13 protein-coding genes are annotated in these 12,456 nt (G+C 66.8%); 8 read left to right on the top strand and 5 right to left on the bottom strand.

What is annotated here, in order from left to right:
* Nucleotides 1–30: 30 nt before the first annotated feature.
* Nucleotides 31–888 carry a peptide chain release factor N(5)-glutamine methyltransferase gene (gene prmC, locus PDM28_RS03715; RefSeq protein ID WP_311183868.1) on the bottom strand — a complete coding sequence of 286 codons (858 nt, stop codon included), beginning with the start codon at nt 886–888 and terminating at the stop codon, nt 31–33.
* Nucleotides 889–1,230: 342 nt separating this feature from the next.
* Between prmC and ahpC the strand changes: the two genes are divergently transcribed.
* The 5 genes from ahpC to PDM28_RS03690 all read left to right on the top strand — a co-directional run bounded on the left by ahpC (nt 1,231) and on the right by PDM28_RS03690 (nt 6,138).
* On the top strand, nt 1,231–1,794 hold the full coding sequence (gene ahpC, locus PDM28_RS03710; protein WP_102946444.1) for an alkyl hydroperoxide reductase subunit C: 564 nt from the start codon (nt 1,231–1,233) through the stop codon (nt 1,792–1,794).
* 153 nt (nt 1,795–1,947) lie between these two features.
* The gene (gene ahpF, locus PDM28_RS03705) at nt 1,948–3,540 is read left to right on the top strand and encodes an alkyl hydroperoxide reductase subunit F (RefSeq protein WP_311183867.1); all 1,593 of its coding nucleotides are present in this window, start codon (nt 1,948–1,950) and stop codon (nt 3,538–3,540) included.
* A 92-nt stretch (nt 3,541–3,632) separates the two neighbouring features.
* Entirely contained in the window at nt 3,633–4,589 is a 957-nt protein-coding gene (locus PDM28_RS03700) for a LysR substrate-binding domain-containing protein (RefSeq protein ID WP_311183866.1), read from the top strand.
* Nucleotides 4,590–4,716: 127 nt separating this feature from the next.
* Complete coding sequence (gene rnk, locus PDM28_RS03695) at nt 4,717–5,124, top strand: nucleoside diphosphate kinase regulator (protein ID WP_070209499.1); 408 nt, start codon at nt 4,717–4,719, stop codon at nt 5,122–5,124.
* 51 nt (nt 5,125–5,175) lie between these two features.
* Entirely contained in the window at nt 5,176–6,138 is a 963-nt protein-coding gene (locus tag PDM28_RS03690) for a transaldolase (protein ID WP_102946440.1), read from the top strand.
* Between the two features lie 579 nt (nt 6,139–6,717).
* On the opposite strand, the gene msrA is transcribed toward PDM28_RS03690, so the two are convergent.
* Together msrA and PDM28_RS03680 are read right to left on the bottom strand one after the other, a co-directional pair.
* Nucleotides 6,718–7,368, bottom strand: coding sequence for a peptide-methionine (S)-S-oxide reductase MsrA (gene msrA, locus PDM28_RS03685; protein ID WP_311184638.1), 651 nt, complete (start codon nt 7,366–7,368; stop codon nt 6,718–6,720).
* Between the two features lie 27 nt (nt 7,369–7,395).
* Nucleotides 7,396–7,662, bottom strand: a complete 267-nt coding sequence (locus PDM28_RS03680; protein ID WP_311183865.1) for a putative signal transducing protein — start codon at nt 7,660–7,662, stop codon at nt 7,396–7,398.
* A 280-nt stretch (nt 7,663–7,942) separates the two neighbouring features.
* Between PDM28_RS03680 and PDM28_RS03675 the strand changes: the two genes are divergently transcribed.
* From PDM28_RS03675 to rlmM, 3 genes are read left to right on the top strand one after another with little or no spacing between them, the layout of a single operon-like run.
* A complete protein-coding gene (locus PDM28_RS03675) occupies nt 7,943–9,691 on the top strand; it encodes a glutamine--tRNA ligase/YqeY domain fusion protein (RefSeq protein ID WP_311183864.1) in 1,749 nt (582 codons plus the stop codon).
* A 28-nt stretch (nt 9,692–9,719) separates the two neighbouring features.
* On the top strand, nt 9,720–10,280 hold the full coding sequence (locus PDM28_RS03670; protein WP_311183863.1) for a nucleoside deaminase: 561 nt from the start codon (nt 9,720–9,722) through the stop codon (nt 10,278–10,280).
* A gap of 24 nt (nt 10,281–10,304) precedes the next feature.
* Entirely contained in the window at nt 10,305–11,342 is a 1,038-nt protein-coding gene (gene rlmM / locus PDM28_RS03665) for a 23S rRNA (cytidine(2498)-2'-O)-methyltransferase RlmM (protein ID WP_102946436.1), read from the top strand.
* 51 nt (nt 11,343–11,393) lie between these two features.
* On the opposite strand, the gene PDM28_RS03660 is transcribed toward rlmM, so the two are convergent.
* Together PDM28_RS03660 and PDM28_RS03655 are read right to left on the bottom strand one after the other, a co-directional pair.
* On the bottom strand, nt 11,394–11,804 hold the full coding sequence (locus PDM28_RS03660; protein WP_311183862.1) for a hypothetical protein: 411 nt from the start codon (nt 11,802–11,804) through the stop codon (nt 11,394–11,396).
* Between the two features lie 145 nt (nt 11,805–11,949).
* Nucleotides 11,950–12,369 (bottom strand): hypothetical protein, encoded by a 420-nt coding sequence (locus PDM28_RS03655; RefSeq protein WP_311183861.1) that lies wholly within the window; start codon nt 12,367–12,369, stop codon nt 11,950–11,952.
* Nucleotides 12,370–12,456 lie beyond the last annotated feature (87 nt).

Genomic DNA, 12,456 nt, shown 5'->3' with positions numbered 1-12,456 from the left:
GCCCGCCCGGCAACCAGCCGCAGCGGTCCATCATTCTAACGTTGCCGGCCGCCGGCCCAGGCTCACCCGGTCGCGCTGTTCCAGGTCCACCGCCGTGTCGACCTCCACGAACCCCGCCGCATCCAGCAGCGCGCGGATCGCCCCGCCCTGGTCCCAGCCATGCTCCAGCAGCAGCCAGCCGCCCGGCAGCAGGTGTGCCTGCGCGCCCTCGATGATCACCCGGATGTCGTCCAGTCCATCGTCGCCCGACGCCAGCGCACTGGCCGGCTCGAAACGCAGGTCCCCCCGCACCAGGTGCGGATCGCCACTGGCGATGTACGGCGGGTTGCTCGCAATCAGATCGAAACGCTCCCCCGCCAGCGGCGCATGCCAGCTGCCCTCGCGGAACGCCACATTGTCCAGCCCATGCGCGCGCGCATTGCCGGACGCCACCGCCAGCGCCCCCGCGCTCATGTCCGTCGCCAGCACCCGCGCCTGCGGCCGCTCGCGGGCCAGCGCCAGCGCGATCGCCCCGCTGCCCGTGCCCAGGTCGGCCACCCGCAATGGCGTGTCTTCCGGCAGCCGCTCCAGCGCCAGCTCCACCAGCCGCTCCGTTTCCGGGCGCGGAATCAGCGTGTCCGGACTGACCGCCAGGTCCAGCGTCCAGAACCCGCGCCGGCCCAGCAGGTAGGCCACCGGCTCACCCGCCAGGCGGCGCTGCAACAGACCCGCAAAGGCCGCCGCGCTGGCCGGGTCGATCAGGTCCGTCGCGTGCGCGAACAGCCAGCCACGCTCCCGCCCCAGCACGTGCAGCAGCAGCAGCTCGGCCTCATGCCGGCCCTCCACCCCCGGCAGGTCGCGGGCAGCGTCGGCGAGCAGCTGGCGGATCTCCTGGGGGGCGAGGGTCATGTCGGGCCTGGGTGATGGTGGGGGCGCAGTGTAGGCCAATGACGGCATCGCCCGACCACCGCGACACGGTGTTGCAGCGTGCCCGCCCTCCTGAAAGTCTGTTCAGCCTGGCCATCACACGGATAAGCAATGGCTATCAGCGCTGACGCCCCGGATTTTCCAGGAACCCTTGCAGCGCAAGCCTTCTGCCCTGAAACCGTCGCACCGTTCATTCGCGGATCAGCCCATTTCAATAGACTGTGCCTATCGATTTGATGGAATCAATGCATTTTCCTTATCGGAAGCAAGCCGCTAACCTGTGTTGGTCGCTTCACCCATCCCCCTTCACCACGAGGAAATTCGATGTCGCTCATCAACACCCAGATCAAGCCGTTTGAAGCCAACGCCTACCAGAACGGCGAGTTCATCAAGGTTTCCGACGCCACCCTGAAGGGCCAGTGGTCCGTCCTGATCTTCATGCCGGCCGCCTTCACCTTCAACTGCCCGACCGAGATCGAAGACGCCGCCGACCACTACGCCGAGTTCAAGAAGGCCGGCGCCGAGGTCTACATCGTCACCACCGACACCCACTTCTCGCACAAGGTGTGGCACGAAACCTCGCCGGCCGTCGGCAAGGCCCAGTTCCCGCTGGTCGGCGACCCGACCCACCAGCTGACCAACGCCTTCGGCGTGCACATTGCAGAAGAAGGCCTGGCGCTGCGCGGCACCTTCATCATCAACCCGGAAGGCGTGATCAAGACCCTGGAGATCCACTCCAACGAGATCGCCCGTGACGTCTCCGAGACCCTGCGCAAGCTGAAGGCTGCCCAGTTCACCGCCGCCAACCCGAACCAGGTCTGCCCGGCCAAGTGGAAGGAAGGCGAAAAGACCCTGACCCCGTCGCTGGACCTGGTCGGCAAGATCTAAAGCAACAGCCCATCCCCATTCCCGTTCCGACGGGAGTGGGGGTGAACCCAAGCCGGTGCCCGCCGCGCCGGCTTGGGTTCTCCCCCACGTCGCCCAGATGTACCGTAACGGTACGTCGACGCCGTTCCTTTGCCTGAATCAAGGAGTTTTTCGATGTTGGATGCCAACCTCCAGTCCCAGCTGAAGACCTACCTGGAACGCGTCACCCGTCCGATCCAGATCACCGCGCACGCCGACGACGGCGCCAAGTCGCAGGAAATGCTGGAGCTGCTCGAGACCCTGGTCGGCCTTTCTAGCCAGATCAGCCTGGACGTGCGCCGCGATGGCGCCGAGCGCACCCCCTCGTTCGCCCTGACCACCCCGGGCCAGGACATCCACCTGGCCTTTGCCGGGCTACCGATGGGCCACGAGTTCACGTCGCTGGTGCTGGCCCTGCTGCAGGTTGGCGGCCATCCCTCCAAGGCCACCGCCGAGGTGATCGAGCAGGTGCAGGGCCTGGAAGGCGAGTTCAGGTTCGAAACCTACTTCTCGCTGTCGTGCCAGAACTGCCCCGACGTGGTCCAGGCACTGAACCTGGCCGCGGTGCTGAACCCGCGCATCCAGCACGTGGCGATCGACGGCGCGCTGTTCCCGGCCGAAGTCGAAGCGCGCCAGATCATGTCCGTGCCCACCGTGTACCTCAACGGTGAAGTGTTCGACCAGGGCCGCATGAGCCTGGAACAGATCGTGGCCAAGCTGGACACCGGTTCGGCCAAGCGCGATGCCGCGAAGATCGCCGCCAAGGCACCGTACGATGTGCTGGTGATCGGGGGTGGCCCGGCTGGCGCCGCTGCCGCGATCTACGCCGCGCGCAAGGGCATCCGCACCGGCGTGGCCGCCGAGCGGTTCGGCGGCCAGGTGCTGGACACCATGGCGATCGAGAACTTCGTGTCGGTCAAGGAAACCGAAGGCCCCAAGCTGGCGATGGCGCTGGAACAGCACGTGCGCGAGTACGACGTGGACATCATGAACCTGCAGCGCGCCAGTGCCCTGGTGCCGGCAGGCGACGACGGCCTGGTCGAGATCAAGCTCGAGAACGGCGCGTCGCTGAAGTCGCGCTCGGTGATCCTGTCCACCGGTGCGCGCTGGCGCCAGATGAACGTGCCCGGCGAAGACCAGTACCGCAACAAGGGCGTGGCCTACTGCCCGCACTGCGACGGTCCGCTGTTCAAGGGCAAGCGCGTGGCGGTGATCGGCGGCGGCAATTCCGGGGTGGAAGCGGCAATCGATCTGGCCGGTCTGGTGACGCATGTGACCCTGCTGGAGTTCGACGACAAACTGCGTGCCGACGACGTCCTGCAGAAGAAGCTGCGCAGCCTCGGCAACGTCACCATCATTACCAGCGCACTCACCCAGGAAGTGCTGGGCGACGGCCAGAAGGTCAACGGCCTGGTCTACAAGGACCGCGTGGGCGGCGACGCGCACCGGGTGGAACTGGAGGGGGTGTTCGTGCAGATCGGGCTGCTGCCCAATACCGAATGGCTGAAGGATTCGGTGGCGCTGTCGCCACGCGGAGAAGTGGTCATTGACGACCGTGGCCAGACCAGTGTTCCGGGCGTATTCGCCGCAGGTGATTGCACAACCGTCCCCTACAAGCAGATCATCATCGCCATGGGCGCAGGCTCGACCGCGGCGCTCAGCGCCTTCGATCACCTGATACGCACCAACGTTCCCAAGAGCAGCGGCGCTGTCGCCGAAGCTGCCTGAAACGTCGGGGTCCCCGGTTCGCCGGGGACCCTTTTGCCTGCTGGGTAAACCACGCCATCACCCGGTCCATTACCGTTTAGAGGTACAAGGAAATGAACCTACGTGATCTGAAATATCTGGTGGCGCTGGCCGACCATCGCCACTTCGGTCGCGCGGCGGCGTCCTGCTTCGTCAGCCAGCCGACGTTGTCGACCCAGATCAAGAAGCTCGAGGATGAGCTGGGCCTGCCGCTGGTGGAGCGTTCCCCCCGCAAGGTGATGCTGACCCCGGCCGGGGTGGAGGCGGCGGCGCGCGCGCGCGTCATCGTGGCCGAGATCGAACAGATGAAGGAAGCCGCGCGGCGCAGCGTCGACCCGGAAGCCGGCGCGGTGCGCCTGGGTATCTTCCCGACGCTGGGCCCGTACCTGCTCCCGCACGTGATCCCCAACATCCGCGCCCGCTTCCCGCAGCTGGAGCTGCTGCTGGTCGAGGAAAAGAGCGACGAGCTGCTGCACCGCCTGCGCGACGGACGCCTGGACGCAGCGCTGCTGGCGCTGCCGCTGGACGACGACCAGCTGCACGCCGAGTTCCTGTTCGAAGAACCGTTCCTGCTGGCGGTCTCCGGGCAGCACCCGCTCGCGCGCCGGCTCCATCTGGACGTGCAGGAACTGTCCACCCACAAGCTGCTGCTGCTGGAAGACGGACATTGCCTGCGCGACCAGGCGCTGGCGGTCTGCCGCCTGTTCGGCGCCAACGAAAAGTCCGAATTCCGCGCGACCAGCCTGGAGACGCTGCGCCAGATGGTCGCCGCCGACGTCGGCATCACCCTGCTGCCGACCCTGTCGGTGAAGCCGCCCGTCCCGCGCTCGACCAACATCGCCCTGCTCGACTTCGAGGGCGACGACCGGCCCAGCCGCCGCATCGCCATGGTCTGGCGGCGCAGCTCGGCCATGACCGAGTTCCTGCAGCAGCTGGCCGAGCAGTTCAAGCGCCTGCCCGACGCCCTGTTCACGCTGGACCGCGACGAAAGCGACCCGGCCCCGCCGCGTGTCCTGCACGCGCAGGCCTGACCGCCCCCCCTGAACCGGCCCCGGCGGGACAGTCGCATCCGCTGCGGATACGCCGCACAATAGGCCAGGGCGGTGCCAGCAGGCGCCGCCTTTTGCATGGGTCTTCCACACGCCACAGGAGTTTCAGATGTCCACCGCCAGCGGCCTGCCGCCGTCCATTACCGTTTCCAGCTTCGACATGAACCAGCTCGAAGCCATGCTTGAATCCCCCGCTGTAGAACAGAGCCCCGCCGGCAAAGCCCTGGCGCACGAGCTCGAGCGCGCGACCGTCGTCGACCGTGACCAGATGCCCGAGGGCGTCGTCATGATGCATTCGCGGGTCGAGTGCGAAGATGAGCTGCAGGGCGAAAAACACGAATTGACCCTGGTGTACCCGCGCGAAGCGGACGTCGACCAGGGCAAGGTCTCGATCCTCGCGCCGGTGGGCACCGCCCTGCTCGGCCTGGCGGTCGGCCAGACCATGGACTGGGACGCACCTGGCGGCCGCAAATTGCGCCTGCGGGTGACCGCCGTCCACAATCCGCCCAAGCATTGATCGTCCCTGCCGCGCATCGCGCAGGGCCCCGATAACGTTCCAGGAGCCGTAATGAGTACTGCAACCCCGTCCAAACTTGCACAGCTGCGCGAACTGTCCGTGGTGGTCGCCGACACCGGCGACTACGAGGCCATCAAGCGCCTGAAGCCGGTCGACTGCACGACCAATCCCACCCTGGTGAAGAAGGCCCTGGACCTGCCGGTGTATGCCGAGCTGATCGAGCGCGAGCTGGCCTGGGGCCGCGAGCAGTCCGGCGAGCGCGAGACCGTGGTGCACGCCGTGGCCGACCGCCTGACCGTGGGCGTGGGCACGCTGCTGAGCACGCTGGTTCCCGGCCGCGTCTCGACCGAAGTCGATGCCGACCTGGCCCACGACACCGCGGCGACGGTGACCAAGGCGCGCCAGTTCATCGCCATGTACGAAGCGGCCGGCGTGCCGCGCAGCAAGGTGCTGATCAAGATCGCGGCCACCTGGGAAGGCGTGGAAGCCGCCCGCCAGCTGCAGGCCGAGGGTATCGACTGCAACCTGACCCTGATCTTCAACCCGACCCAGGCGCTGGCCTGCAGCGAAGCCGGCGCGTTCCTGATCTCGCCGTTCGTCGGCCGCATCCTCGACTGGTACGTGGCCAACGGCCAGGCCCCGGCCAACATCGACGCCGACCCCGGCGTGGTGTTCGTGCGCGGCGTGTACGCCGAATTCAAGCGCCGCGGCTCCCCGACCGTGGTGATGGGCGCCTCGTTCCGCTCCACCGCGCAGATCGAAGCGCTGGCCGGCTGCGACCGCCTGACCATTTCCCCGGACCTGCTGGAAAAGCTCGACGCCGACCACGGCGACCTTCCCCGCAAGCTGGTGGCCGGTGCGGCGGAGTCGGTGTCGGTAGCGCCGATCGATGCGGCGAAGTTTGCTGCCGACCTGGCTGCGGATCCGATGGCTACTGAAAAGCTGGCTGCCGGTATCGATGCGTTTGCGAAGGATCTGGAAGCGCTGCGCCAGACGATTCGCGAACGGCTGTAATCCAGTAATTTCGAGAGTAGAAGCGGGACGGTTGCAGTCATTGCAGCCGTCCCGTTCTTTTTTTGGATTCGCGCGTAAGGCAGCGTCTCAGTGTTACGTGCAGGGGCGGCCGCCGGGTAGCCCCGCTCCGGGACACGCCGTGAACCCATCCATGGGGGCTGCTAGAAAACATCCATGTTTTCTAGCGTCCCTCCGGGGGCTACCCGGCGGCCGCCCCCATACATGGTCGTATGCGGTAAGTAGTGCCGGGCTCTGCCCGGCATCCGCGTTTCCCGTGGCCACCGGCCAACTGTCAAAGGGTCGACCGGGGTCGGTTTGCGGGGGAATCGGCGCCATGGATGGCGTCCGCTTAGCCTCCATGGATGGGTTTACGGCGACCCCGCAAACCGGCACCGGGCGGCCCAAGCCAGGGAAACCGCGCACCCTGCAGCTGTTCGCCTGAATCCAACAGCAGCCGGGCAGAGCCCGGCTCTACCGGGGTTCATGCAATCCGGGGATTCGGAGTGCAGGTAATCCGGGGATCCGGAGTGCAGGTAATCCGGCGATCCAAAGGGTAGGCAATCCAGCCCAATCCAGATATCAGGCGTCCACGCCGATCGGGCAGCTCACGCCAGTGCCGCCGATGCCGCAGTAGCCGTTCGGATTCTTGGCCAGATACTGCTGGTGGTAATCCTCGGCGTAGTAGTACTCCGGCGCCGGGAACGCGATCTCGGTGGTGATCGCACCGTACCCCTTCTCGGAGAGGCGCTGCTGGTAGGCCTCACGGCTGGCGACGGCCGCCGCATACTGCGCCTCGCTGGTCGCGTGGATCGCAGAGCGGTACTGCGTGCCGGTGTCGTTGCCCTGGCGCATGCCCTGGGTCGGATCATGGTTTTCCCAGAACACCTGCAGCAGCTGAGCCAGGCTGATGATCGCCGGGTCGAATACCACCTCCACGATCTCGGTGTGCCCGGTCATGCCCGAACAGACCTCCTCATAGGTCGGGTTCGGCGTGCTCCCGCCCGCATAACCCACCGACGTCGAATACACCCCCGGCAGCGTCCAGAACTTCCGCTCCGCACCCCAGAAACAGCCCATTGCGAAACGGATCCGCTCCAGGCCCGCAAAACCGTCCTTCAGCGGATGGCTGTTCACGTAATGCTGGTTGTGCAGCGGCAGCGGGTGCTCGCGGCCCGGCAGGGCCTCTTCCGCGCGCGGCAGGCGCTGCTTGAACGCGCCAATGCCCAGCAGAGTGGAAATTCCCAACATGGCGGTCTCCTAGGCCGGCAACAGGCCGGCGCTTTCGTCACCGTCGAATATGGGGTCGTCCGGCGCCCCGCCCAAGTCCAGCCCCGCCACGATCTGTTCCGCCTCCGGCCTGGCCAGGTCGGGAATACAGACCCGCAGCACCCCGAACAGCGGCAGCTCGCCCATCCCGCCAAGCAGCTGCTCGCCGAACACGAACGCCGGAATGCCCGCATCCTCCAGCGCATGCTTGACCAGATGGGCGTCGAACAGGTTGTCGGCCTGGTAGATCACGTGCATGGGCGGGCCTCCGGGCAAAGTTGGGGCCAGCATACTCCGCAGGCATGAACCCGGCGGGCCGGAATTTCACCGGTAAGGGTCTGGAGGACAGCCCCCTGAGTCAGGGGGCGGCCGCGAAGCGGCGGGGGTCTGGGTGCTGGTAAGAAGGGGCCCACGGTTTGCGCAGCCAACCGTGGGGCGGCAGCGCGCATGCGATGGCGCATACCCCGGCCGGCGGCCGGCACTACGTCCAACGCGGACGCGTTAGACTGTGCGTCTCTTTGCCTTACGCCAGCGCATCATGTCCGAGCTTACCGCCGCCCCCACCGACGCCACCGCCGACACCCACGAAAAGCGCGATTTCATCCGCCAGATCGTGCGTGAGGACCTGGCCAGCGGCAAGCACCCGAGCATCAAGACCCGCTTCCCGCCGGAGCCCAACGGCTACCTGCACATCGGCCATGCCAAATCGATCTGCCTGAACTTCGGCATCGCCGGTGAGTTCGCCGGCGTCTGCAACCTCCGCTTCGACGATACCAACCCCGCCAAGGAAGACCCCGAGTACGTCGCCGCCATCCAGGACGACGTGCGCTGGCTCGGCTTTGAATGGAACGAACTGCGCCACGCCTCCGACTACTTCGACGCCTACTACCTGGCCGCCGAAAAGCTGATCCGCGACGGCAAGGCCTACGTCTGCGACCTCTCCGCCGAAGAAGTGCGCGCCTACCGCGGCACCCTCACCGAACCCGGCCGCCCCTCGCCGTGGCGCGACCGCAGCGTCGAGGAAAACCTCGACCTGTTCCGCCGCATGCGCGCCGGTGAGTTCCCGGACGGCGCCCGTACCGTGCGCGCAAAGATCGACATGGCCAGCGGCAACATCAACCTGCGCGACCCCGCGCTGTACCGCATCAAGCACGTCGAACACCAGAACACCGGCAATGCCTGGCCGATCTACCCCATGTACGACTTCGCACATGCCCTGGGCGATTCCCTCGAAGGCATCACCCACTCCCTGTGCACCCTCGAATTTGAAGACCACCGCCCCCTGTACGACTGGTGCGTGGACAACGTCGACTTCGCCCATGACGACGCCCTGACCGCACCGCTGGTCGAACGCGGCCTGCCGCGCGAAGCCGCCAAGCCCCGCCAGATCGAATTCTCGCGCCTGAACATCAACTACACCGTGATGAGCAAGCGCAAGCTGATGGCGCTGGTCACCGAACAGCTCGTCGACGGCTGGGAAGACCCGCGCATGCCGACCCTGCAGGGCCTGCGTCGCCGCGGCTACACCCCCGCCGCCATGCGCCTGTTCGCCGAACGCGTCGGCATCAGCAAGCAGAACTCGCTGATCGACTTCAGCGTGCTCGAAGGCGCCCTGCGCGAAGACCTCGACAGCGCCGCCGCGCGCCGCATGGCCGTGGTCGACCCGGTCAAGCTGGTCCTGACCAACCTGCCCGACGGCCACACCGAAACGCTTGCGTTCGCCAACCATCCCAAGGATGAAGCCTTCGGCAACCGCGAGGTCCCATTCGCACGCGAACTCTGGATCGAGCGCGAAGACTTCGCCGAAGTCCCGCCCAAGGGCTGGAAGCGCCTCGTACCCGGTGGCGAAGTGCGCCTGCGCGGCGCCGGCATCATCCGCTGCGACGAGGTCATCAAGGACGCCGACGGCACCATCACCGAACTGCGCGGCTGGCTCGACCCCGAATCGCGCCCCGGCATGGAAGGTGCCAACCGCAAGGTCAAGGGCACCATCCACTGGGTGAGTGCCGTACACGCCGTGCCGGCCGAGATCCGCCTGTACGACCGCCTGTTCTCGGTGCCCAACCCGGACGACGAATCCGAAGGCAAGACCTACCGCGACTACCTCAACCCGGAATCGCGCCGCACCGTCACCGGCTACGTCGAGCCCGCTGCCGCGACCGCCGAACCCGAACAGTCGTTCCAGTTCGAGCGCACGGGCTACTTCGTGGCCGACCGCCGCGACCACACCGCCGCCGCCCCCGTGTTCAACCGCAGCGTCACCCTGCGCGACACCTGGTCGGCGTAAGCCCCACCGTATTCGAAAGGCCTGTTCAATGCTGTACGCGCAAGTCCATCTCACCCTGCCCGCCTGGATCCACGACCAGATCGACCTCGGCCGTGCCTATCCCGGCGGCGACGCCAAGGTCGCGCTGGCCATCGAGCTCTCGCGCCTGAACGTCGAAGCAGCAACCGGCGGCCCGTTCGGTGCCGTGGTGTTCGGTCCGGACGACCGCGTCATCGCCGCCGGCGTCAACCGCGTGGTCCCGCACAACACCTCGCTCGCGCATGCCGAGAACATGGCCTACATGCTGGCCCAGCAGCGCCTGCAGACCCCGCGCCTGAACGCCGTGCTTTCCCCGATCACCCTGGCGACCTCCTCCCAGCCGTGCTGCCAGTGCTACGGCGCCACCGTCTGGGCCGGCATCGACCGCCTGTTGATCGGCGCCAGCGCCCAGGACGTGGAAGAACTCACCGCGTTCGACGAAGGCCCGCTGCCGGCCGACTGGGTCGGTGAACTCAACAAGCGGGGCATCGAGGTCGTGCAGGGCATCCAGCGCGACGCCGCGCGCGTGGTCCTGCGCCAGTACGGGGAGCTCAACGGTGCGCACTACTGATTCCCGCGCCACCGGCGTGCGTCGATGAGCGGCCTGCTGTGCCTGTGCCGCCAGGGCTTCGAGCCGGAACTGGCCGGTGAGCTGTCCGAGCGCGCCGCCTACGCCAACATTCCCGGCTACGCGCGTACGCAGCGCAACGACGGCTATGTGCTGTTCGCCACCGACGAAGGCGCCGCGCTGTCGAAGGCGCTGCCCTGGCGGTCGCTGATCTTCGCCCGGCAGAAGCTGGTGGTACTGGCCGAACTGCGCGAGCTGGATCCGTCCGACCGCATCACCCCGATCCTGGCCGCGCTCGAAGGCCAGCAGCGCTTCGGCGACATGTGGGTGGAACACCCCGATTCCGATGAAGGCAAGCCGCTGGCCGGCCTGGCCCGCGCCTTCGGCAATGCGCTGCGCCCGGCGCTGCGCAAGGCCGGCCTGCTCACCGACAAACCCAACACCGCCCTGCCGCGACTGCATGTGGTGTTCGTCGACGGCCGCCACGCGTTCGTGTGCGTCGCCGACACCCGCGACAGCGCACCGTGGGCGCTGGGCATTCCGCGCCTGAAGCTGCTGCCCGAAGCGCCTTCACGTTCCGCGTTGAAGCTGGACGAAGCCCTGCTGACCCTGATGAGCCCGGACGAACGCGAACAACTGGTGCGGCCGGGCATGCGCGCCGCCGACCTTGGCGCCGCACCCGGTGGCTGGACCTGGGTGCTGACCCGCCAGCACATGCACGTGATCAGCGTCGACAACGGCCCGCTGCGCGAGCACGTGCTGGAAACCGGCCTGGTCGAGCACCTGCGCGCCGACGGCTTCCACTGGCAACCCGAGGCACCGCTGGACTGGATGGTGTGCGACATGGTCGAACAGCCGCGCCGCGTGGCCGAGCGCATGGCGACCTGGTTCCGCGAGGGCTGGTGCCGGCATGCGATCTTCAACCTGAAGCTGCCCATGAAGAAGCGCTGGGACGAAACCCGGTTGTGCCTGGAGCTGTTCCAGGACCAGGCCGGCCGCCCGTTGAACGTGCGCGCCAAGCAGCTGTATCACGATCGTGAGGAGATCACGGTTCTGGCGTGGTGATGTGAGGGTGTGGAGGCCGCGAGGACACGCATGGCGTGGCGCTACGCTACCTCAATCGCCGCGGAAGCGCTTCACTTTCACCAGCGTCTGGAGCGCTTCGCGCAGTTCTTCCCGCTTTTCGTCGGTCCTGGCGGCGCCCAGTTGTTCGCGCAGGTTTTTCTCCACCTCACCAACATAGATGAGCTGGCGGGCGAAACTCTCCCGCGATGGCGGGGGACCGTTCGAGGCGCTCTCCACGAAGCGGCTGAGTTGGGCACTTGCCTCTGCGGCCGGATCGATGAAGTGGCTGACGCCAGGCCGACTTCCCTCGTTTTCGATGCGATCGAGCAGTTCGCCCAGCAGGGCGGTCGCTTCGCTGGGCTTCTTCTCCATTGCCGCAGCGGCAAGTTCGGGATCTTGCCGTGTGCGCATGCTCCGCTGCGTGGCGCTGATCGGTGATACAGGACGGATCGGAAAGGTCATGGCGCTCCGCAGGGTCTGGGACGACGGTTCCGCATCGCCAGACCCTCCACACCGGGGCGGCAACGCCCGTTCAGTCTGCCCGGGCGCCGGGGGCGATCACTTGCAGGAATCGATCACTTCGAGCACGTACTGACGGGCTCGCGCCTCATTTCGTGCGCATCAGCGCCTTCAATGGAATGCCCTGCTTCCTGCTGTTGAGGATGTGGACATAGTCGCTGTGGTTCCGGCTCCCCGGCTTGCCTTGTTCGAGGCACAGGATCTTCTCCATGCCTTCAAGGTCCCGGTCGATGCAGCGCACGCTTTTTTCCACCGCCGCGTAGTCCTGCTCGCTCGGGAGCCTCACATCGAGCTGCCGGATGAACCTCTGGAGGTTCAACTCCTCTTTGAAGGCACGATTGCCCAGGCTGAGCGGGAGATTACGGACCACCATCAGCACCTCGCTGATGCCCTTCGCCGTTCCCAGCGCGCGGTTGATCGCGTCCTTCTCAGCAACAGCCGGATCCTGCTTGCGTGCAGTCTGCCTGGCAAAAGGCGCCAGTCGATGAGCGAATGTGGAGAGATTCATTGACGGAGCTTCCGGAAAGAGACAGGGCGCGGCGTGTCACCGGATACCCGGATGGAGCCAGCCGCGCCAAAGTCTGCGCAGCCGCGA

It is taken from the genome of Stenotrophomonas aracearum (assembly GCF_031834615.1).
Taxonomy (GTDB): domain Bacteria; phylum Pseudomonadota; class Gammaproteobacteria; order Xanthomonadales; family Xanthomonadaceae; genus Stenotrophomonas; species Stenotrophomonas aracearum.
This window is presented reverse-complemented; position numbering and strand designations above follow the sequence as displayed.

What these genes read in the sequence shown, in the direction of transcription:
- PDM28_RS03680 (WP_311183865.1), bottom strand. Translation starts at nt 7,662, where the DNA reads ATGCACGTGATCTACCAGGCCGACAACCTGTTCGACGCCCATCTGGTC.
- ahpF (WP_311183867.1), top strand. Translation starts at nt 1,948, where the DNA reads ATGTTGGATGCCAACCTCCAGTCCCAGCTGAAGACCTACCTGGAACGC.
- PDM28_RS03690 (WP_102946440.1), top strand. Translation starts at nt 5,176, where the DNA reads ATGAGTACTGCAACCCCGTCCAAACTTGCACAGCTGCGCGAACTGTCC.
- PDM28_RS03670 (WP_311183863.1), top strand. Translation starts at nt 9,720, where the DNA reads ATGCTGTACGCGCAAGTCCATCTCACCCTGCCCGCCTGGATCCACGAC.
- PDM28_RS03700 (WP_311183866.1), top strand. Translation starts at nt 3,633, where the DNA reads ATGAACCTACGTGATCTGAAATATCTGGTGGCGCTGGCCGACCATCGC.
- rnk (WP_070209499.1), top strand. Translation starts at nt 4,717, where the DNA reads ATGTCCACCGCCAGCGGCCTGCCGCCGTCCATTACCGTTTCCAGCTTC.
- PDM28_RS03660 (WP_311183862.1), bottom strand. Translation starts at nt 11,804, where the DNA reads ATGACCTTTCCGATCCGTCCTGTATCACCGATCAGCGCCACGCAGCGG.
- PDM28_RS03675 (WP_311183864.1), top strand. Translation starts at nt 7,943, where the DNA reads ATGTCCGAGCTTACCGCCGCCCCCACCGACGCCACCGCCGACACCCAC.
- rlmM (WP_102946436.1), top strand. Translation starts at nt 10,305, where the DNA reads ATGAGCGGCCTGCTGTGCCTGTGCCGCCAGGGCTTCGAGCCGGAACTG.
- ahpC (WP_102946444.1), top strand. Translation starts at nt 1,231, where the DNA reads ATGTCGCTCATCAACACCCAGATCAAGCCGTTTGAAGCCAACGCCTAC.
- PDM28_RS03655 (WP_311183861.1), bottom strand. Translation starts at nt 12,369, where the DNA reads ATGAATCTCTCCACATTCGCTCATCGACTGGCGCCTTTTGCCAGGCAG.
- prmC (WP_311183868.1), bottom strand. Translation starts at nt 888, where the DNA reads ATGACCCTCGCCCCCCAGGAGATCCGCCAGCTGCTCGCCGACGCTGCC.